Source organism: Savagea serpentis, from assembly GCF_015351395.1.
Lineage (GTDB): Bacteria > Bacillota > Bacilli > Bacillales_A > Planococcaceae > Savagea > Savagea serpentis.
The window spans coordinates 33967-55372 of sequence record NZ_JADKPV010000003.1 but is presented as its reverse complement, the minus strand read 5'-3'; the positions used below and the strand labels follow the sequence as shown (position 1 = coordinate 55372).

Genomic DNA, 21406 nt, shown 5'->3' with positions numbered 1-21406 from the left:
GTCATTTCAGCAGAAAGCAAGTCAGACGACGAAAAAAGATGATGAACATGTTAGAATGAAAAAAGAAATGCAAGGAGGGGGAACGAAATGTCGGAATTGACCATTCAAAATATAATTGAAACATTTCATTTAGAAGTAGTAGCAGGAGAACAGTGGGTCCATCGTAAAATTACGACGAGTGATATATCTCGCCCCGGCCTCGAAATGGCTGGGTTTTTTGATTACTATCCGAAAGAACGTGTGCAACTATTAGGGAAGAAGGAATTAACATATTTAAGTTTGTTAGATTCGAAGACGCGACGTGAGCGATTTGATCAACTTTGTCATCCGATTACACCTGCTTTTATTTTAGCGCACGGTGTAGGAGGGCCTCCAGAATTGTTAGAGTTAGCGACAGCTCGCCAAATACCCGTATTAAAAACGCCTCATCAAACGACGCGTTTTGCGGGAATGTTGACGAATTATTTAGAAGGACAACTCGCCCCGATGACGACAGTCCACGGGGTACTCGTCGACGTGTACGGAGTAGGCGTTCTCATTACAGGAAAAAGTGGCGTCGGAAAAAGTGAGACAGCTTTAGAGCTCGTGAAGCGCGGGCATCGTCTCGTTGCGGATGATGTCGTCGAAATTCGTCAAGTGGCGAAAAATATTTTAATCGGGAGTTCGCCAAAAATTTTAGAACATATGCTTGAAATTCGCGGTGTTGGCATTATCGATTTGATGGTGTTATTCGGCGCGAGTTCCGTAAAAGATAATAAACGTATTTTACTCGTTGTCGATTTAGAAGTGTGGGATCCTGATAAATTGTACGATCGACTTGGTGTCGATGATGAGAAGATGAAAATTATCGATTCTGAATTGACGCGTCTAACCGTACCCGTTAAACCAGGTCGAAACTTATCGGTTATCATTGAAGTGGCTGCGATGGATTACCGAATGAAAAAGCTCGGTATTAACGCAGCGGAACAGTTTGCGGAACGTTTGGAACAAGCGGTCATGCAAAATACACTTATCGAGGAGGAATCCAATGACTAGTTTGCTCGATTTTACGTATTTAGCATTTGATCCGTTTCTTATTAATGCAGGTCCGATTAAAATTCGTTGGTACGCAGCACTTATTATAACGGGTATTATTTTAGCGTACATCGTCGTACAAAAAGAAATGGTGAAGCGTGGATTTCACGATGAATTTTTAACGGATTTACTCATTTGGGCCATTCCAATCTCCATTATTAGTGCGCGCATTTACTATGTCGTGTTCGAATGGCCTCGTTATGCAGACAATCCGATTAGTGCGCTCTACATATGGGAAGGCGGTATTGCCATTCACGGAGCGTTAATTGGGGCGTTCATTACGACGTACGTCTTTACGAAACGTCGAGGAGAGTCCTTTTGGAAAGTGGCAGACATTGCCGCACCTGGGTTGCTCATCGGCCAAATAATCGGACGGTGGGGCAATTTTATGAATCAGGAAGCGCATGGTGGTCCTGTCTCTGAAACATTTTTACAAAACACGATCATTCCAAATTGGATTATGGAACAGATGACGATTAACGGTGTGACGTATCACCCGACCTTTTTATATGAGTCGATGTGGAATTTAGTCGGGCTCATTTTAATTCTCGCTTGGTTGCGACGTGCGAACTTAATGCGCAGTTCAATCTTTTTATTTTATTTAACGTGGTATTCGGTCGGTCGTTTCTTTATCGAAGGGATGCGTACGGATAGCTTGTTAATCGGTGGGTTGCGCACGGCACAAATTGTATCGCTCATCACGATTGTCGTAGCGGTGGCGATTTACGTATATCGTAAATACAGTATGAAAGTGACGACGAAATACGAACAAAAATAAAGGGGAATGACATATGTCTTGGTTGAAAGAGGGGGTAGTGAACGGGCTGAAGACGACGTGGGGACTTGGAAAAATCATTTTTCCTATCACGATCATCGTCGTCTTATTGCAACATACACCCGTTTTACCGTGGATCACAGAGCTGATCGAACCGATTATGGGGATTTTCGGTTTGCGTGGAGAAGCAGCAATTCCGCTCGTACTCGGTAATTTTTTAAACTTATATGCCGGAATTGCGGGCATTTTGTCGATGGAATTGACGGTGAAAGAAGTATTCATTTTAGCGGTTATGATGAGCTTTGCGCACAATTTATTAATCGAAACAGGAGTCGCATCGAAAGTCGGTGTGAAAATAAGTGTCATTTTAACAGTGCGCATCGCTTTAGCGGCGATTTCAGCCATCGTCATTAATCTCGTATGGCAAGGCGGTAGCGAAATTGCGCAATACGGGATGGCGCCTGTCGAACAAGTAGTCCCAGAAGGATGGATGGCGATTACGTTGCTCGGTTTTGAAAAAGCCTTTTACGGCGTCGTGCAACTGGCGATGATTGTCATTCCGTTAATGATTGCGATTCAATTTTTGCGTCACATTCATTTTTTAGAAAAATTATCCCGTTGGATGCGTCCATTTACTCGCTTGCTTGGAGTAGAGTCGAATGCGGCATTGACACTTGCAGCAGGGCTTATTTTCGGACTGGCGTACGGAGCGGGTGTTATGATTCAAGCAGTGCATGAGGACGGGGTCAGTCATCGAGATGTGACGATCAGTTTTATTTTCCTCGTCGCCTGTCACGCCGTTGTGGAAGATACATTGTTATTTATTCCACTCGGTATTAACGTATTACCATTATTGCTTATTCGTCTATTTGTCGCTTTAATACTAGCGATAATCGTTTCACGCATGTGGAAAAAACGAACATCAGTAGAAGGAGTTGTAGGAGTACATGACTAATAAAATTACGCATGTTTTATTCGATTTTGACGGTACATTACTCAATACGAATGAATTAATTATTGCGACGTTTCAACATGTGTTGGATCGTCACTTTCCCGGGAAATATAATGAAGAAAGTATTTTACCATTTTTAGGACCCCCTTTAATCGAAACATTTACGAAAGTATCACCAGAGAAAGCAGAGCAATTAACAGCAGAATACCGTGAGTGGAATGTAGCGAATCACGATGCGTATGCTCGTCCGTTCCCTGGTGTGAAAGAAATGCTATACGCTTTGAAAGAACGTGGCATTCATATGGCGCTTGTCTCGACGAAGCGTCGCGACGTCATTGAGCAAGGGATTCGTCTGTTAGATTTACCGGACGACTTATTTGAAACGCTCGTTGCGATCGACGATGTGAAAAATGCAAAGCCAGACCCAGAACCGCTCCAATTAGCGATGGAACGAATCGGAGCGCATCCAGAGACGACAATTATGGTCGGTGACAATCATCATGATATTGAAGGCGGTCACAATGCAGGAGTGCGTACAGTCGCAGTTAGTTGGTCGGCGAAAGGAATCGACTTTTTGAAACAATTTCATCCGACATATATTGCGGATACGATGGAGGATATCGTGCGCATCGTCGATGAGGCGAACCGATGAGACGACTCGAACATTATCCGTCTAAAGGAAAAGCGAACTCGCTTTGGTACATGTATAAGACAGTATCATTTTGGAAGTTAGTGAAAGTGTTCATCGTTGTACAACTCGCCCGCATTACGCCATTTTTCACGTGGAAAAATTGGATGTATCGCACATTTTTAAAGATGAAAGTAGGAGAACAAACCTCATTCGCGCTCATGGTCATGCCAGATTCGATGTTTCCAGAGCGCATTACGGTCGGTTCTAATACGATCATCGGCTTTAATACGACGATATTAGCCCACGAATATTTAATCGATGAATATCGTCTCGGCGATGTCGTCATCGGAGATAATGTGATGATTGGTGCGAATAGCACGATTTTACCGGGCGTTGTCATTGGAGATGGAGCGGTCGTATCCGCGATGACGCTCGTTCATAAAGATGTTCCGCCAGGCGCATTCGTCGGGGGAAACCCGATGCAAATCATTCAGACGAAAGAACAGAGAGAACGAAAGCAAAACGGTGAAGAGTGACAGGGTAAATATGGTATAATAAGAAAAAGATTTAAGAAGGAACGCAAAAGTCGTTCCTTCTTTCACTTTGCTGAAGTGGTGGAGGTAGACGATTGCGAAATCAAACAAAGAAAATTATAACGTTCGTGCCTTATGGAGAATATTATTATCAAAAAGCGTTGCGAGCATTTCGACAAGATCGCTTAGAAGAAGCGAGAAAATCTTTTGAACGTGCTTTAGAACGCATGCCAGAAAATGCTGACGTTTTATTAAATTATAGTGCTCTTTTAATGGAAGAGGGCAAATATGAAATAGCGTATGAACATTTGGCGAAAGCGCATGCCCTTGATCCAGAAGGCGAAGATATCGTCTTTTATTTAGCGGAAGTTCATGCACATTTAGGATTGCTGACGGACGCGAAGCGATATGCGGAACATTATATCGCCTTGGCGCCAGATGGCCCGCTTGCGGAAGAGTCGCTCGAGATTATCGACTTCGCGGAACAGGAACATATTCATACCGAAGAAGATGATTGGTTTTCAGGAGAAATTTATTTTTTACAAGAACAAGCGCGTCGCAAAATGGAAGAAGGGCAATTTGAAGAAGCGTCGCAATTGTTCGAGCGCATCGTGGCCGATTATCCACAATTTTTAGCGGCATCGAACAATTTAGCATTAACGTATTTTTATGCGGGACGTGTCGCGGACGCGAAAGCAATTTTGCGTGACGTGTTAAAACAAGAGCAAGGGAATATTCACGCCTTATGTAATTTTGCGGTCATTTATTATTATGAAAAAGAAGTGTTCGAACTCGAAAAAAGTATTCGTTTATTGTTGAAAATTAAACCGATTGAATTGGAACATCGTTACAAACTCGGAGCGACACTCGCTTTAATCGGAGAACATGAGGCGGGTTATAATTGGCTTCGTCTTTTACAACGCGGTGGTTTTGAAGGGGATGTTTCTTTCTACTTTTGGTTATCTCACAGCGCCTATTTTTCAGGGCGCACGAAACAAGCCCAACTGGCCTATAATCAACTCGTTCAATTAGATCCTTCAAAAGAAGGCATGGAGCCTTGGAAAGAACGTATGACGAAAAACCTGAACGCGTATGAAGACAATATCGATATGCTCATTCATAAAGTTCAAAATCCTTATCGTAGCGAGCGCTTATTCGGCTATTTTTTATTATTGAAATCCATTTATCGAAAAGAGCGATCAATTTTAGAATTAATGACATTTGATAAATTATCAGAAGTAGAGAAGCTCTATTACGGTTTAATTGATCAACAATTTGAATTGTATGAAAGAAAAGAGTTAGATTATTTCTCGCGCAGTATTGAAGTAGCAGATGCTTTATATGAAAAATACGCACCGCTCAAAAAAGAAGGGATTCATTTACTTCAAATGTGGTTTGCTCTTTGTGATGTCGCTTATGATCAACAGTATTTATTTAAAAATCCGAATGCGATTGCGGCAGCGACAGATTACATGTTTCAATCATCGCGTCATAGCCATATTACGAAAAAAGGAATTGCTGAAGAATACGGCATCGCTCCAGCGACATTGACGAAATATGTGAATGAATTAATCGAGTTTTTACCGATTTTTTAAGTAATGTACTTTTACCCTAAGGGGTATAGGCATATAAGTTGAATGAAGCGGAAAAATAGATTACGATTTGAGTAGATAATAAGTTGTAACTGACAAGTAGAGGAGAATGAAAAATGTCAACAGAACAAATTCATGATTTAATCATTATCGGTGCAGGACCAGCAGGAATGACAGCGGCAGTTTACGCATCACGCGCAAACCTTTCAACAGTAATGATCGAACGAGGAATGCCGGGTGGGCAAATGGCGACGACGGATGCCATCGAAAACTATCCAGCATTCGAATCCATTTTAGGTCCAGAACTTTCAACAAAAATGTTCGAACACGCACAAAAATTCGGGGCAAAATACGAGTACGGTGACGTTGACAAAGTAGTAGACCACGGAGATTTAAAAGAAGTCATCGTCGGTGAAAAATCTTATAAAGCATATGCAGTCATTGTAGCGACAGGTGCTGAATACCGTAAACTTGGGTCACCAGGTGAAGAAGAATTAACAGGGCGCGGCGTAAGTTACTGTGCAGTATGTGACGGGGCGTTTTTCCAAGGGCGCGAAATCGTCGTCATTGGCGGAGGAGACTCTGCAGTAGAAGAAGGAATGTACTTAACGCGTTTTGCAGACAAAGTAACAATCATTCACCGTCGCGATGAATTACGTGCGCAAAAGATTATTCAAGACCGTGCATTCGCAAACGAAAAAATCGAGTTTTTATGGAACAAACAAGTGAAATCAGTGAACGAAAAAGATGGAAAAATTGGTTCGGTTACATTGATTGACACACAAGACGGTTCTGAGTCGGAGTTCGATACAGAGGGAATGTTCGTTTACGTCGGAATGGATCCATTAACGGATGCTGTGAAAGATTTAGGCATTACGAACGAAAATGGCTATATTTTAACGAACGAAGATATGGAAACAGCAGTGCCAGGTATTTTCGCAGCAGGCGACGTACGTGAAAAAATGTTACGTCAAATCGTCACAGCAACAGGCGACGGAAGTATCGCAGCACAAGCAGTTCAAAAATATATTGAAGATTTAAAAGAAAAACAAACAGCAAAAGCATAAGCACATAGGACAGAAGACGACTAGTATGCCACTAGTCGTCTTTTCATGTTGAAATAGAGGACAATTCAACCAGTTTTGCGCAATCAATCCATCTATAAAACGACTTCAAATGAACACCCCGAATACGAGCTAGATTGAAGTGGAACACGGCGACTCCAGTAGGAATAGCGTGAGCGGATGACCCCGGAGAAGCGCCAAGCTTCGAGGAGGCTGCAGCCACGCTTGCGGAACGCGTCCGTGTGAAACGAAAATCTCCCTACTATGAAATACACAAAACGCTCGCATCTTCTCTCCTTAATGAAACGAAAATGGAACGTCTAGTGATCCACTCTCTATTCTCTTCATTTTTAATTTTCAAATGTAATTGAAAAACCTTCTTTTTTTGTTCTTATAGATAATACGTTGTATACTAAGAGAGAACAAATGAAAAGTATGGTATAATAGTGAGCGCTTTGCGAAATATCGCATACTGTGTTTGTTTAATTGGAAATTACACTAATACAGTTGCGTAAATAAAGGTATCATCGTTTCTTTAAGAAGAACAGTATCTTATAAAAAGATATACAGTATAAAACTACGTACATAATTAGCGGAAGGTGAAGCGATATGGATCATGATCGAATACATGATATTGAATTGGTAATTATTACAGGGATGAGCGGCGCAGGGAAAACTGTCGCGATGCAAAGTTTTGAAGATTTAGGCTTCTACTGTATCGACAACTTACCACCTGAACTATTGCCGACATTTCTCGACTTGATGACGAAATCAGAGAATAAAATGCGACGCATCGCAGCAGTAATGGACACGCGCGGGGGTTATTTGTTTAGTGCATTAATCGATGCTTTAAATGAAGCGAGTCAAATGAGCGATGTAACAACGAGCATTTTATTTTTAGAGGCGAACGATGAATCGCTCGTCAAACGATACAAAGAGTCGCGTCGATCTCATCCATTAGCGACTGGTGGGCTAATTTTAGACGGAATAAAAAAAGAGCGCGAAACATTGTCTGAATTAAAAGGTCATGCGCGTCTCGTCATCGATACATCCACGTTAAAACCTCGTGAATTACGCGAGCGAATCGCACGAGAATTTTCGACGAAAGGCAAATCTCCTTTCAATGTTCATTTCATGTCGTTTGGCTTCAAACATGGAATGCCGATCGATGCGGATGTTGTATTCGACGTTCGATTTTTGCCAAATCCATTTTATATTGAAGACTTACGCGCAAAAACAGGAATGGACGCGGAAGTGCGAGAGTATGTTTTAAAATGGAATGATACGAAACAATTAATTGAAAAACTAACGGATTTATTCCGCTTTATTATTCCTCAATATAAAAATGAAGGAAAGACACAAGCCGTCATTGCATTTGGTTGTACGGGAGGGCAGCATCGTTCTGTCACATTGGCAAATTATTTTAATGATTTGTTCCAAAATGAATTCGAAACGTATGTGACCCATCGTGATATCGAAAAAAGAAAGAAGTGATGGGAATTGGTTTTACAAGAAGGGCGATTAAATGTCGTCGTCTTCGGCGGAGGCACGGGATTATCGACTCTTTTGAGAGGCTTGAAAGAACTTCCCGTTAATTTAACAGCGATTGTGACAGTAGCAGACGATGGAGGCAGTTCCGGTCGTTTGCTACAAGATTACAATATTCCACCGCCCGGCGATATTAGACAAGTAATGGGAGCGCTTACAGATACAGGGCATATGATCGATGAAATGTTTCAATACCGTTTTGAGAATGGCGAAGAATTAAAAGGACATTCACTTGGCAATTTAATGCTCGCAGCTTTAACAGATTTGACAGGTGATTTTGCTGGGGCTATTCGGCATTTAAGTGAATTATTTCATTTAAAAGGACGTGTATTGCCCGTAGCGAATGAGCGCATGACTTTGCACGCTGAATTAGAAGACGGTTCCATCATTACAGGAGAGTCGAAAATTCCAGTATACGGAAGTCGAATTCAAAAAGTGTATTTATCACCACAAGAAGTCGAGCCACTGAAAGAATCGCTAGAAGCTATTCAAGAAGCTGATTATATTTTGATCGGACCGGGTAGTTTATATACGAGTATTATTCCAACCTTGCTCGTACGCAAAGTGAAAGAAGCGGTTATTGAAGCGCAAGCGAAAAAGGTGTATATTAGCAACTTGACGACACAAATTGGAGAGACCGTGCAATATACGGCTTCCGAGCATGTCCAAGCTTTATACGATCATGTGGGTGAACATTTTTTGCATACCGTCGTCCTACATGAAGCCGATTATTTTGATAAAATAAGCGATGCGCAATTACAAGAGAAGAGAATACGTTTCGTTGAACATGATATGGAGGCTTTACAACATCTAGGTTTACATATTGCACGAGTGAATATCGCATCGTATCGAGATGGACGAATTGTTCATGATCCGATGAAATTGGGGAATTGGTTTAAACAATTTTCATATGTGTAGTATAATGAAGAGACGATATCATATCGTGAACGGAAGGGAGAAATTCAATTGTCATTCGCTTCAAAAACGAAGAAAGAATTAACGCAAATCGAAGCAGACGAATGTTGTTTAAAAGCAGAAACAGCTGCCTTCATTCGAATGAACGGTGTTCTATCTTTGTCCAATAAACAGTTGAGTTTAGATATTCAAACTGAAAACGCAGCGATTGCGAGGCGGATGTACTCTAATTTAAAAGCATTGTATCAAGTGGAGGTAGAATTACTCGTCCGCCGCAAAATGCGTTTGAAAAAAAATAATGTGTACATTTGTCGCATACGTAAAGATGCGAAAAAAATATTAGAACAACTGAGCATTTTAAAAGAAGGATTTCAATTTCAAAATGAAATTGATCCAAAATTAATTCAAGATGATTGTTGCAAACGTTCTTATTTACGAGGGGCATTTTTAGCGGGAGGTTCGGTTAACAATCCTGAAACATCATCCTATCATTTAGAAATATTCTCAGTATACGAAGAACAAAGTAAAGCACTCGTCGATTTGATGAATTTATATGATTTAAATGCCAAATCAATCGAGCGTAAAAAAGGCTATATCGCGTATTTAAAAGAAGCCGAAAAAATTTCCGATTTTCTCGGAATTGTCGGTGCCTATGTGGCGCTTATGAAATTCGAAGACGTCCGCATCATTCGCGATGTACGAAATAGTGTGAACCGACTCGTCAATTGTGAAACGGCTAATTTAAACAAAACGATTAGTGCAGCGCAACGACAAGTCGAAAATATTAAATTAATTGAGCGAACGATCGGCATTGATGAATTACCAGAACGCTTGCAAGAAGTTGCAAGATTGCGAGTAGAGCATCAAGACGTCACGTTAAAAGAGCTCGGCGAAATGATTTCAGGTGGACCCGTCAGCAAATCTGGAATTAACCATCGCTTACGAAAAATCGAAGAAATTGCGAACAACTTAAAAGAACATGAAAGTGTAAGATGAGGAGGAAAGACGACATGCGAGAGATAGAGACAACAGTTCAAATGAAGACAGGTTTACAAGCACGACAAGCGGCATTATTCGTTCAAGTAGCAAATCGATTTGCTGCAGATATTTTTTTAGAGAAGGACGGTCGACGTGTCAATGCGAAAAGTATTATGGGTGTCATGAGCTTAGCGATCGCACGTGGGACGACAATCAAGTTATTAGCAGAAGGCGCAGACGATGAAAAAGCGCTCGAAGAATTACGCGAACTTGTAGAATCAGAAGAATAAACAGAAGAAGTGGATGGCATAATCGCATATTTGCTTTCATTATAAAAAAATCCTGAACAGAGCAAACCGCTCTGTTCAGGATTTTTTATTATTTTTTCATTTTTTCATCATGGCGATCAACGATATGGTCGATTAAACCGTATTCGAGTGCTCGCTCTGCTGTCATGAAGTTATCGCGATCTGTATCTTTTTCGATAATTTCTAACGGCTGACCTGTACGCTCTGCCATAATGCGATTTAATTTATCGCGTAAGAATAAGATGCGTTTTGCAGCGATATCGATTTCAGTCGCTTGACCTTGCGCACCACCGAGTGGTTGGTGAATCATGACTTCAGCATTTGGAAGAGCAAAGCGTTTGCCTTTCGTCCCTGCTGTTAATAAGAAAGCACCCATCGATGCAGCCATGCCGATACAGATTGTCTGAATATCTGGTTTAATAAATTGCATCGTATCGTAAATTGCCATACCTGCAGTAATGCTTCCACCTGGTGAGTTAATGTAGATTGAAATATCTTTGTCTGGATCTTCCGCTTCTAAGAAGAGAAGTTGTGCCACGATTGAGTTTGCTACGTTATCATCGATTCCGCTACCAAGCATAATGATGCGGTCTTTTAAAAGACGTGAATAAATGTCGTAAGCACGCTCACCACGGCTCGTTTGTTCAATAACTGTTGGAATTAAGTTCATGTAGTAGTTCCTCCTTTTGGATACGCTCGAACACTTTTTATTATATAGAAAGAAGTGTGCAAGCACTAGCTTTATACGTATCATACACCTATGGTCAATGAAGGTCAAAAGAAATGCATTAGCTCTTAAATAAATCGATAAATAATCGCACTTTTTAGAAATGTGAATAAAATAAGAATAAAAGTGTTGACCTTACACCTACTGGAAGGTTTATATTGAAAATACAATCATTCAAGGGGGTAATACATGATGACAAAACCATTCGACATTGTTCGACTTCACCACGCAGAAGTGACAGTAACAGATTTAGAACGTGCACGTCATTTTTATTGTGAAGGGCTCGGCTTCATTGAAACAGAATCCGACGACAATCACATTTATTTACGCGCATTAGAAGATGCTAACCACCATTGTTTAGTATTGACGAAGGGCGAACGTGCTAGCTTAAAACATATCGCATATCGTGTAAGCGCTGACAGTGATTTAGATGAACTCGATAAATTGTTTACAAATCTCGGTGTTACGAAACGTTGGTTAAAGCCAGGTGAAGAAAAAGGACAAGGACGTGCACTCCGCATCCAAGACCCAGGCGGTATTCCGGTAGAGTTTTTCTTCGAAATGGACAAAGCAGAGCGTATGTTGCAGAAGTATCATTTACAAGGGAATGTGAAGATTAAACGAATTGACCATGCAAACTGCTTAATTACGAATATTGATGATTTATATGATTGGTACGCAGACAACTTAGGTTTCCGTACGTCAGAATATACAGTAAAAACAATTTCGGAAGATAAAGAAGCGATGTGGGCAGCTTGGATGCACCGTAAGCCAAGCGTTCATGACCTCGCACTCATTAGCGACCGAGGGCCACGCTTCCACCATACCGGTTTCTGGATGGACGATGCGAAGTCGATTCTCGATGCATGTGACCATTTAGCAGCGCTCGGCTATTATGCAAATATCGAGCGTTCACCAGGACGTCACGGCACATCGAACGCATTCTTCGTCTACGTTCGCGATCCAGACGGCAACCGTATGGAACTTTACACGGGTGATTACTTCACGAATGACCCGGACTGGGAGCCAGTAAAGTGGAATTTAGATCACCCACAACGTGCGACATTTTGGGGTGCGATGCCACCGAAAAGCTGGACAGAAGAAGCAGTTCCAGTAGAAGATATTTTAACAGGAGAATACCTTCCAATCGAAGAACTCGCACACAATAAAAAGAAATAAAAACAAGCCTCCAAATGAATATTTTGGGGGCTTTTCTCTATTTAGGTCGTTATAATAGAAGGAAATGGAGGGAATTGCGATGAATGCGCATTTTACAATTGGTCAAATGGCGAAGCTACACAATATGAATCCGAAAACGCTTCGTTATTATGATGAGATTGATTTATTTAAGCCGATTGAAGTGAATGAAGAGAATGGGTATCGCTATTACTCTGCTGAACAGTTTAAACAACTTGACTTTATCAACTATTTAAAAACGGTCGGCTTAAGTTTAGAAGAAATTAAAGAACAACTTCATGAACGCAATTTAGAAGGGTTTATTGAAACGATGGAAATGTATAGCGCCATTAATCGCTCAAAAATTGAAGAATTGCATTATATTCAAAAAACGATTGATTTACGCATGCACGAATTAAAGCGCCTTCAACAATTCGATCAATTAAACGAACCGCTTCTCGAATACATTCCGAAGCGTCATACGCTCAATTTTAAAAGTGAAATTACATCCATTTATGATTTAGAAATTGCCTTGCGCACGTTAAAAGAACAAACCGATCATTTTATATCCGTATTCGTTGGAAAGATCGGTTTAGTCATTTCGGAAGAACAGATGGAAGATTCGATGTTAACGTATGACTCGATATTTTACGTCTTAGAAGTAGAAGATCGACTCCCTGTACTTTACTTAGATGCGGTATCCGAATTAGTAGAAGGGACGTATGCGACGATTTATTTTCGCGGTGGACATCCGGAAGCACGAACATATTACGAAATTTTAAAACATTATATTACGAAAGAGCAAGTTCAACCGATCGGACCTTATACGATACGCGTCCTCATCGACCAATTTATTTCAGATGATCCGAAAGAACATTTATCCGTCATTTCAGTGCCGATTGCGGAAGTACTTGTTGAGTAAGTTGTTCGATAAAGTATTTCGTACTCGCTGATAAAATATTCGTCTTCTTCCATATCACAGCAGGTTCTGAATAGATCGCCATGTTTGAAATGGGCAAGACGATGAAATTATCTTTATGGAACTTTAATAAAGAAGAAGCGGGAATAATCGTAATGCCTAGATTTTCACTGACCAGTCCAAGCAACATATCGATATTCGGTGATTCACATAAAATATTCGGGTGTAAGCCGATTTGATCAAATTGATTGACGATTATTTCATACTGTCCGATCCCTCTCATGCGATGGAGGAGGAGGAGTGGGTACTGAGCGAGTGTTTCTAACGTAATCGTATCAACTTCTTCAAATTCCCCCCATTCTTTCGGAATGACGGCCACATATTTCTCAGGATTGAGTGGAATGGAGTGAAAGTCTTGTAAGTCGATGGGCAGACGGACAATCGCGATTTGAATTTCATTTGTATGGAGCAATTCAGCGAGAAATGAAGAATCCCCTTCGCGCAAATCGAATTTTACATTTGGAAACTGTTCGCGGAACGCACTCATTTCATTCGGTAAATAAGAAAAGCATGATTTTACACAGCCAATTGGCAATATACCGCGTATACCTTCAGTTACTTCAAGCAGTTCTTGTTTCGTATGATCAATCATTGAAAAAATTTGTTCGGCTCTTTTATATAAAATTTCGCCTGCCGCCGTTAATTGTAACCGTCTACCATGGCGAGTAAATAATTGTGTATTAAGAGATTGTTCGAATTTTTGTAATGATTGACTAAGTGGCGGTTGTGCCATATGAAGCTTTTTCGCAGCTTTCGTAATCTGTCCTTCTTCTGCAATAGTGTAAAAATAGTACAGCTGTTTCATATTCATATAAAATTCCTCCCCTATTATATAAAAAAGATATGAATAAACAATGTTTTTGATATTTTACATATATCATAACATATATGATAATGAAATTAACTTAATCGTGCGACTTTTCTGCCAAGCATGATAAGTTGCTTTCACAAAATAGAAAGCGTTTACTTTAAAATCATTTATTCAACTAGGGAGGAATTTAGTAATGGGAGCTAAAACAGGTAAGCAGTATATTGAGCGTTTGAAAAAAGCAAAAAATACAGTGTATGTGGATGGAGAAAAAGTTGAAGACGTAACAGAGCATAAGGCGTTTAAAAACGTTGTAAACTCGATGGCACGTTTATACGATATCCAACACGAAAAGAAAGAGAAAATGTTATATACGTCGCCAACAACAGGTGATCAAGTTGGCATGACGTTCAAACACCCAACGACAATCGATGATTTAATTGCACGCCGTGAAGCAACACAAGAATGGGCACGTTCACACGCAGGTATGATGGGACGTTCACCAGACTATTTAAACGCAGAAGTAATGGCAATGGGGATGAATAACTCATTATTCGCAGAAGCAGATGAGCGCTTCGCAGACAATGCTCGTAAATATTATGAGTATGCACGTGAAAACGACATCAGCTTAACGCATACATTAATTCACCCACAAGTGAACCGTGCGAAAGCAGAACACGAACAGAAAGATGCAAACGTTTCATTGCACTTAGTAGAAGAAAACCAAGACGGAATTATCGTAGACGGTATTCGTTTACTCGCAACACAAGCAGCGATTACAGACGAAACACTCGTCTTCCCATCAACAGTTAAAAAAGCTGGAGAGTTAGACGATCCATATTCACTCGCATTCGTTGTAGAAAATAACGCTGAAGGTGTGAAAATGATCAGCCGTGAATCATGGGATTACCGTGATAACAAATGGGACTACCCACTTTCTTCACAATTTGAAGAAGGAGATGCAATTGTTTCATTTGAAAACGTATTCATTCCTTGGGAGCGCGTATTCGTATGTGGGAACTCAGACATTTGTAACCGTACGTTCGGTGATACAAACGCAGTTGTTCACATGGCTCACCAAGTGGTTTCAAAAGCGATCATTAAAACGGAGTTCATCTTAGGGGTTGCTTTATCAATTATGGAAGCGATCGGAATTGACCAGTTCCAACACGTAAAAGACAAAGGGCGCGACATTATGATTACGCTCGAAACGATGCGTTCACATATCTACCGTGCAGAACATAACGCGAAACTTGACGAATCAGGCATGATGACTCCAGATTTCGCAGCATTAAACGCAGCGCGTAACTGGTACCCACGTATTTATCCAAAATTAGCTGAAATCATTCGCGTGCTTGCAGCTTCAGGATTAACAGGGATTCCAACACAAGCAGACTTCGAAAACGAAGAAATTGGCGACATTTTACGTCGTGGATTACAAGGTGCTCACGTGGATGGATACGAACGTGTACAATTATTCCGCTTAGCTTGGGACTTAACAGCGAGCGCATTCGGAACACGTCAATCACACTACGAATATTACTTCTTCGGAGATCCAGTTCGTATGGGCATGACATACTTCGATACGTTTGAAAAAGAGCCATACAAAAACTTCGTTAAAGATTTCTTAAGCGATTTAAAATAATGATTGGGGGAGATTAGGATGGAAATCGTCTACATGAATGGCGCAACTGAATATGAGCCGATAGATGAACAAGCGATGGCGATCGGATTTTTCGATGGCGTTCATCGTGGACACCAGGCGCTACTTCGAGCAGCCCAGCAACAGGCGAAGACGAACGGTCACACATTTGCGGTGATGACGTTCAGTCCCCATCCAGATGAAGTCATTCGTGGCTTAAAGGACAAAAAATACATTACGCCACTCGCTGAAAAAGTTCGCGTGATGAAGAAGTTTGGCGTCGAGCGTATGTATATCGTCCAATTTGATTGGGATTTCGCATCCTTATCTCCCGAACAATTTGTTGAACGTTATGTCGTTCAACTGAAAACAAAGCATGCGGTGATCGGCTTTGACTACCATTACGGGAAAAAAGCGAGCGGCAATGCGGATACTTTGCAAGCGAGCGGTCTACAATATGGATTTGGCGTTTCGGTCATCCGTAAAAAGACAGACGGCGCAGCAGAAAAAATTAGCTCTACTTTAGTGCGTCAATTAATTGCCGATGGACGAATTGAGCGAGTGACAAACTTGCTCGGTCGCCCATTTGAAATGGTTGCTACAATTGCCCCCCAGCAATTACACACTTACAGTATGAATGTGGACCCTTCATACACCGTACCTGCAACGGGCATGTACGAAGTTGTGATGCAACAAGGCCGTCGCATGACAATCGGTCGTGTGATGAGCGATGGTGTCCAAATGACATTGCGCACGGAAGAATTATCAGACTGGTCAGGTGCAACGCGCATTACATTCATCCGTACAGTGACGGAATATTCGAATGTACAAGCACAAGCCTTGGCGCAGTGAAAGGGAGGACATTAGAATGGATGGACGCGAATTTAGAAATGCGATGGGTCGTTTCGCAACAGGTGTGACAATCATTACAGCCCCTGAACAAGAAGGTGGCGTACACGGTATGACAGCGAATGCTTTCGTATCGATTTCACTTGATCCAAAACTCGTCATGATTTCGATTGATAATCGAGCGAATATGCTCGAAACGATTCGTAAAGCGGACAAATTCGGTGTAAGCTTCCTCCGTGAAGAACAACAGCCAATTTCGATGCACTTTGCGAACCAAAAACCGATGGAAGAAGAGATTGAATTTGCGTATATGGATAATATTCCTTATATTCCAAATTCGTTAGCTTCTGTCGTTTGTGACGTTCACGAAATGATCGTTGCAGGAGACCATACATTATTTATCGGTAAAGTACTCGATACGAAAGTGCAAGACGGAGATCCGTTACTTTTCTATCGAGGACAATATCGTTCAATTGAAGAAAACGAAGAATAAGATACATGAGCGGTTCGCTTGTTACGAAACGATTCCGCTTGCATAATGGAAGCGTTGTCTATAATCATCTATATATCCTATTGGATTAATAGATTTTTGAGTCAACGCTTTTCCCATAGTGAGAACATATGAAAAAGGAGTGTTTTATCGTGAAAGATATTCAATTAAAGTTTAAAGGGGTCGAACACGTACTTGACGCGAAAGTAGACTTCGCATCAGAACAAGTAGAAGTGAACGGTCTCGACTATTCAATCGAACAAGTGCCATTCGACGTTCCGGTTTCAGGAACGATGTACGGCTTATTATTAAATTACAAAGATGAGTATGCTGCTTTAGAAGGTGAAATGAACGACAAACCATACATTGCACCACCAAAAGCGCCTGTTCTCTACATTAAACCAGAAAATACATTTATCGCAGATGGTGAAATGATTCCACTTCCAGATGAGGAAGAAGAGCTTCGCGTTGGCGCGGCACTCGGAATCGTCATCGGTCGCGATGCAACACGTGTATCGAAAGAAGACGCCTATGACTACATCGCTGGATACACAGTCGTAAATGATATTTCACTTCCACATACGAACGTTCACCGCCCAGCTGTCAAAGAAAAAGCGCGTGACGGTTTCTGTCCAGTCGGCCCATGGGTCATGAGTAAAGAAGCAGTAGCGAATCCGAATGACTTAACGATCACTGTAAAAGTGAACGATGAAGTGAAACAAACCGTTCAAACGAAAAACTTAATTCGTAATGTTGAAACGATTATCGCAGATTTAACGGACTTCATGACGCTTTATGCAGGAGATGTTGTTTTAGTCGGTGTCGATCACGGAGCGCCCATCGTGAAAGAAAATGATGGCGTGACAATCGAAATTGAAGGTGTCGGTACGTTATACAACCGCGTTATGAAAGAGTCAGCATTGAAGGAGGTAAAACGATGAGAACAGCACGTGTCGTTTATAAAGGAGCAATTCAAGCAGCATATCCACATACAGAAGATGAAATTCGCTTAGCGAGTGGCCAAATCGTTAACGAACAAGACGTCGAATGGTTACCACCAGTCGAGCCACGCACAGTGTTTACATTAGGATTGAACTATGCAGATCATGCGGCAGAATTATCATTCGCAGCACCGACAGAACCACTCGTCTTCTTAAAAGGGAAGAACACATTTATCGGACATAACGGTGAAACACGCCGTGCGAGCGATGTCACATTCATGCACTATGAGTGTGAGCTCGCAGTCGTCATCGGAAAATCAGGAAAGAAAATTAAAAAGGAAGATGCCTATGACTACGTGGCAGGATACACTGTAGCGAATGACTATGCGCTCCGTGACTATTTAGAAAACTACTATCGCCCAAACTTACGTGTCAAAAACCGCGATACATGTACACCGATCGGTCCATGGTTCGTTTCAAAAGACGAAGTGAAAGATCCGATGAACTTATCGTTAAAAACGTACATTAACGGTGAAGTGAAACAAGAAGGTACGACCGGGGATATGGTATTCGGCATCCCAGAATTAATCGAAAACATTAGTTCATATATGACATTGAACGAAGGAGATCTTATCTTAACAGGAACTCCGAAAGGTTCAGTCGATACGAAAGTAGGCGACGTTGTCGTCACAGAAGTTGAAGGGGTAGGTCGCTTAGTGAATACGATTGTAGGCGACGATCAATTTAATCGATAGGAGCGAAATACATGCCACATATTATTATTGAATATACGAAAAATCTCGTCGAAGAGGGCGATATTCCGGCATTACTCCAAAAAATCAACGATGCATTGCTTGAGCACCCGACGATTATTCCAATCGGCGGGTTGCGCACGCGTGCTATTCGTTTAGACGAGTATGTCGTAGCGGACGGTGTACAAGATGATGCGTTCGTTCATGCGACGATGAAACTTGGAGGGGGACGTACGGAAGAACAGCTTCAACTCGTAGGCGATGCAGCGTTCAATACGATTGTCGAGCATTTCCAAGCTATTTTTGACAAGCGTTCTCTTGCGCTCTCATTAGAAATGCAAATTTTAGATCGTCCGACATATAAGAAAAATAATATTCATTTACGATACAAAAAGTGAGAAACATCGAGCGATAGATGATACACTCGATTTTAGTAGTGCAAAACAAAACCTGAAGGAAGAAAGAAGGGAAATAGAATGGCAGTTAAACAATATCTTAACTACATCAATGGCGAGTGGATCGGACAAGATTTGGAGCAAAAAGAAGTCATTAACCCAGCGACATTAGAAGTCGTCGCGCAAGTTCCTTACGGAGGCACAGATTTAGCGAGGCTTGCAACAGATGCGGCAGCTGAAGCATTTGAATCATGGAAACAACTGACAGCCGAAGAGCGCAGTGCATACTTATATCGCTGGTATGAACTCGTAAAAGAAAACGAACTTGACATCGCCAAAACGATGACGACAGAACAGGGAAAGCCTCTCCAAGAAGCACTTGGAGAAGTTCGTTATGCGAACGGTTATATTTTATGGTACGCAGAAGAAGCAAAACGCATTTACGGCGAGACGATTCCAGCATCTCATCGCGATAAGCGTTTGCTCGTTCACCATCAGCCAATTGGTGTCGTCGCAGCGATTACACCTTGGAACTTCCCAGCGGCGATGATTACACGTAAATTAGCTCCTGCATTAGCAGCGGGCTGTACAGCTGTGATGAAACCAGCGCAATATACACCACTCACAGCGATTAAATTAATTGAACTTGCAGAACAAGCAGGTATTCCGAAAGGCGTCTTAAACCTTGTAACAGGGAGTAGTAGCCAAATCGGAAAAGCATGGAATGAAGACTCGCGCGTGCGTAAGTTAACATTCACAGGCTCAACAGAGGTCGGTAAATTATTGATGAAAGATGCAGCAGATACGATGAAAAAAGTATCGCTCGAACTCGGTGGCCACGCACCGTTCATCATTTTAAAAGATGCGGACCTCGACCGTGCAGTTGAAGGGGTTCTTGCGTCTAAATTCCGTAATGCGGGTCAAACATGTATTTGTACGAACCGTGTCTTCGTTCATGAATCGATTGAAGAACAATTCGTTGCACGTTTAACAGAAGCGGTAGAAAAATTCAAAATCGGTAATGGACTTGATGAAGGGACAGATATCGGTCCTTTAATCGACGAAGCAGCAATCGATAAAGTAGATGAACAAGTGAAGGACGCTGTATCGAAAGGTGCGAAAGTAACGGTCGGTGGAGCGCGTCCGGACCTTGAAGGATTCTATTATGAGCCAACTGTCATTTCGAATGTTCAAGATGACATGTTATGTATGTACGAAGAGACATTCGGTCCCCTCGTTCCTGTAACGACGTTTAAAACGATCGACGAAGCAGTAGAACGTGCGAACAACTCTCCGTTCGGTTTAGCGGCATATGTTTTCACGACGAACTTAACAGAAGCGATCCAAGTGAGCGAAGCGTTAGAATACGGAATCGTCGGCTTAAACGACGGTGCACCTTCAACGCCACAAGCGCCATTTGGTGGCTTTAAAGAAAGTGGTCTCGGCCGTGAAGGCGGTCGCCAAGGTATCGAAGACTATTTAGAAACGAAATTTATATCCATTCGCCTTTAATGATTACGACACCCTCTTATCTCAACATATAAAAAACGAAGCTTACTCCATAAGAGTAGCTTCGTTTTTCTGTTTTACGGACGATGTGTTTCACGAAAAGCGTGTAATGTATTCATTTTATGTTCACGAGCTGCTCGTTCGATGACAGCTAATGAGGCTTGCTCGCGGAAATATTGTAGTAATTGTTCATGCTCGCCAATAGAGTGTGGCGTACGCTGTGGAAAGAACGTAAAACCATTTTGTCTTACGATATCGAGACGTTCCCACAATTCTTTAATGCTGCGAATAAGTGGCTCATTCGGGCATTGTTGATAAATTGTATAGTGAAATAATCTATTTTTCGTATTCACTTCGTCAATTTCATAATTTTCGAGATGATGTTTCATTTCTAAATTGATAGCTGTCAATTGTTCGATCGCTTTTTCTGTCATATATGGAGCCGATAAAGCAGTAGCATACCCTTCAAGTACCGCTAACACTTCCAATGTTTGTTCATAATCTTGTTTGTTGATGCCTTTGACGATAGCACCGATATTTGGCTCATATTCAATTAATTGTTCAGATTCCAATTGATGAATTGCTTCACGCACTGGAATATGACTCGAATTGACCTCCTTTGCGATTTGATCGATAACAATTCGCTGACCCGCTACGTAAGTTCCATCCACAATTCTCGAACGTATCACATGATACGCATATTGTCGTTTATTCATTTTTGTTTTTGTCATAATCATAATATATCTCATCGTATATGTTGTTGCAACT

General features: G+C 41.4%; 23 protein-coding genes. 20 read left to right on the top strand and 3 right to left on the bottom strand.

The annotated features are described in order from the left end of the window. Positions 1-87: 87 nt before the first annotated feature. The 11 genes from hprK (at position 88) to IRY55_RS07645 (ending at position 10352) form a co-directional block, all read left to right on the top strand. Entirely contained in the window at positions 88-1035 is a 948-nt protein-coding gene (gene hprK, locus IRY55_RS07695) for an HPr(Ser) kinase/phosphatase (protein WP_194562728.1), read from the top strand. After that, the gene (gene lgt / locus IRY55_RS07690; protein WP_194562727.1) at positions 1028-1852 is read left to right on the top strand and encodes a prolipoprotein diacylglyceryl transferase; all 825 of its coding nucleotides are present in this window, start codon (positions 1028-1030) and stop codon (positions 1850-1852) included. Before hprK ends, lgt begins: the two co-directional genes overlap by 8 nt. Positions 1853-1865: 13 nt before the next feature. Continuing rightward, the gene (locus tag IRY55_RS07685) at positions 1866-2804 is read left to right on the top strand and encodes a nucleoside recognition domain-containing protein (RefSeq protein ID WP_194562726.1); all 939 of its coding nucleotides are present in this window, start codon (positions 1866-1868) and stop codon (positions 2802-2804) included. Further along, complete coding sequence (gene ppaX, locus IRY55_RS07680) at positions 2797-3453, top strand: pyrophosphatase PpaX (RefSeq protein ID WP_194562725.1); 657 nt, start codon at positions 2797-2799, stop codon at positions 3451-3453. The genes IRY55_RS07685 and ppaX overlap by 8 nt, the downstream gene beginning before the upstream one ends. Then, the gene (locus IRY55_RS07675; protein WP_194562724.1) at positions 3450-3968 is read left to right on the top strand and encodes an acyltransferase; all 519 of its coding nucleotides are present in this window, start codon (positions 3450-3452) and stop codon (positions 3966-3968) included. The genes ppaX and IRY55_RS07675 overlap by 4 nt, the downstream gene beginning before the upstream one ends. Positions 3969-4060: 92 nt before the next feature. After that, complete coding sequence (locus IRY55_RS07670) at positions 4061-5560, top strand: tetratricopeptide repeat protein (RefSeq protein ID WP_194562723.1); 1500 nt, start codon at positions 4061-4063, stop codon at positions 5558-5560. A gap of 113 nt (positions 5561-5673) precedes the next feature. Continuing rightward, complete coding sequence (gene trxB, locus IRY55_RS07665; RefSeq protein ID WP_194562722.1) at positions 5674-6624, top strand: thioredoxin-disulfide reductase; 951 nt, start codon at positions 5674-5676, stop codon at positions 6622-6624. 606 nt (positions 6625-7230) lie between these two features. After that, a complete protein-coding gene (gene rapZ, locus IRY55_RS07660; RefSeq protein WP_194562721.1) occupies positions 7231-8115 on the top strand; it encodes an RNase adapter RapZ in 885 nt (294 codons plus the stop codon). A gap of 6 nt (positions 8116-8121) precedes the next feature. Then, complete coding sequence (locus tag IRY55_RS07655) at positions 8122-9087, top strand: gluconeogenesis factor YvcK family protein (protein ID WP_194562720.1); 966 nt, start codon at positions 8122-8124, stop codon at positions 9085-9087. Positions 9088-9135: 48 nt separating this feature from the next. Then, a complete protein-coding gene (whiA, locus tag IRY55_RS07650) occupies positions 9136-10080 on the top strand; it encodes a DNA-binding protein WhiA (RefSeq protein WP_194562719.1) in 945 nt (314 codons plus the stop codon). A 14-nt stretch (positions 10081-10094) separates the two neighbouring features. Beyond that, complete coding sequence (locus IRY55_RS07645) at positions 10095-10352, top strand: HPr family phosphocarrier protein (RefSeq protein WP_194562718.1); 258 nt, start codon at positions 10095-10097, stop codon at positions 10350-10352. Between the two features lie 88 nt (positions 10353-10440). Here the strand turns inward: IRY55_RS07645 and clpP are convergent, their stop codons facing one another. Beyond that, positions 10441-11040, bottom strand: coding sequence for an ATP-dependent Clp endopeptidase proteolytic subunit ClpP (gene clpP, locus IRY55_RS07640; protein WP_194562717.1), 600 nt, complete (start codon positions 11038-11040; stop codon positions 10441-10443). Between the two features lie 246 nt (positions 11041-11286). Between clpP and hpaD the strand changes: the two genes are divergently transcribed. Then, the gene (gene hpaD / locus IRY55_RS07635) at positions 11287-12276 is read left to right on the top strand and encodes a 3,4-dihydroxyphenylacetate 2,3-dioxygenase (RefSeq protein WP_235961088.1); all 990 of its coding nucleotides are present in this window, start codon (positions 11287-11289) and stop codon (positions 12274-12276) included. A gap of 79 nt (positions 12277-12355) precedes the next feature. Next, positions 12356-13195: a MerR family transcriptional regulator gene (locus IRY55_RS07630; protein ID WP_194562716.1), complete on the top strand. Its 840-nt coding sequence runs from the start codon at positions 12356-12358 to the stop codon at positions 13193-13195. On the opposite strand, the gene IRY55_RS07625 is transcribed toward IRY55_RS07630, so the two are convergent. Then, the gene (locus tag IRY55_RS07625; protein WP_194562715.1) at positions 13158-14063 is read right to left on the bottom strand and encodes a LysR family transcriptional regulator; all 906 of its coding nucleotides are present in this window, start codon (positions 14061-14063) and stop codon (positions 13158-13160) included. The two genes, IRY55_RS07630 and IRY55_RS07625, sit on opposite strands and share 38 nt — an antisense overlap. A gap of 193 nt (positions 14064-14256) precedes the next feature. Here IRY55_RS07625 and hpaB point away from each other — a divergent pair, with 193 nt between their 5' ends. The 7 genes from hpaB (at position 14257) to IRY55_RS07590 (ending at position 20641) form a co-directional block, all read left to right on the top strand. Beyond that, positions 14257-15705 (top strand): 4-hydroxyphenylacetate 3-monooxygenase, oxygenase component, encoded by a 1449-nt coding sequence (gene hpaB / locus IRY55_RS07620; RefSeq protein ID WP_194562714.1) that lies wholly within the window; start codon positions 14257-14259, stop codon positions 15703-15705. 18 nt (positions 15706-15723) lie between these two features. After that, complete coding sequence (locus IRY55_RS07615; RefSeq protein ID WP_194562713.1) at positions 15724-16554, top strand: FAD synthetase family protein; 831 nt, start codon at positions 15724-15726, stop codon at positions 16552-16554. Positions 16555-16570: 16 nt separating this feature from the next. After that, the gene (locus IRY55_RS07610) at positions 16571-17044 is read left to right on the top strand and encodes a flavin reductase family protein (protein ID WP_194562712.1); all 474 of its coding nucleotides are present in this window, start codon (positions 16571-16573) and stop codon (positions 17042-17044) included. Positions 17045-17193: 149 nt separating this feature from the next. After that, complete coding sequence (locus IRY55_RS07605) at positions 17194-17982, top strand: fumarylacetoacetate hydrolase family protein (protein ID WP_328799637.1); 789 nt, start codon at positions 17194-17196, stop codon at positions 17980-17982. Next, positions 17979-18737, top strand: coding sequence for a fumarylacetoacetate hydrolase family protein (locus IRY55_RS07600; protein WP_194562710.1), 759 nt, complete (start codon positions 17979-17981; stop codon positions 18735-18737). Before IRY55_RS07605 ends, IRY55_RS07600 begins: the two co-directional genes overlap by 4 nt. Positions 18738-18748: 11 nt before the next feature. Next, a complete protein-coding gene (locus IRY55_RS07595; protein ID WP_194562709.1) occupies positions 18749-19132 on the top strand; it encodes a 5-carboxymethyl-2-hydroxymuconate Delta-isomerase in 384 nt (127 codons plus the stop codon). 78 nt (positions 19133-19210) lie between these two features. Continuing rightward, positions 19211-20641 carry an NAD-dependent succinate-semialdehyde dehydrogenase gene (locus IRY55_RS07590; RefSeq protein ID WP_194562708.1) on the top strand — a complete coding sequence of 477 codons (1431 nt, stop codon included), beginning with the start codon at positions 19211-19213 and terminating at the stop codon, positions 20639-20641. A 74-nt stretch (positions 20642-20715) separates the two neighbouring features. On the opposite strand, the gene IRY55_RS07585 is transcribed toward IRY55_RS07590, so the two are convergent. Then, positions 20716-21375: a GntR family transcriptional regulator gene (locus IRY55_RS07585; protein WP_194562707.1), complete on the bottom strand. Its 660-nt coding sequence runs from the start codon at positions 21373-21375 to the stop codon at positions 20716-20718. Positions 21376-21406 lie beyond the last annotated feature (31 nt).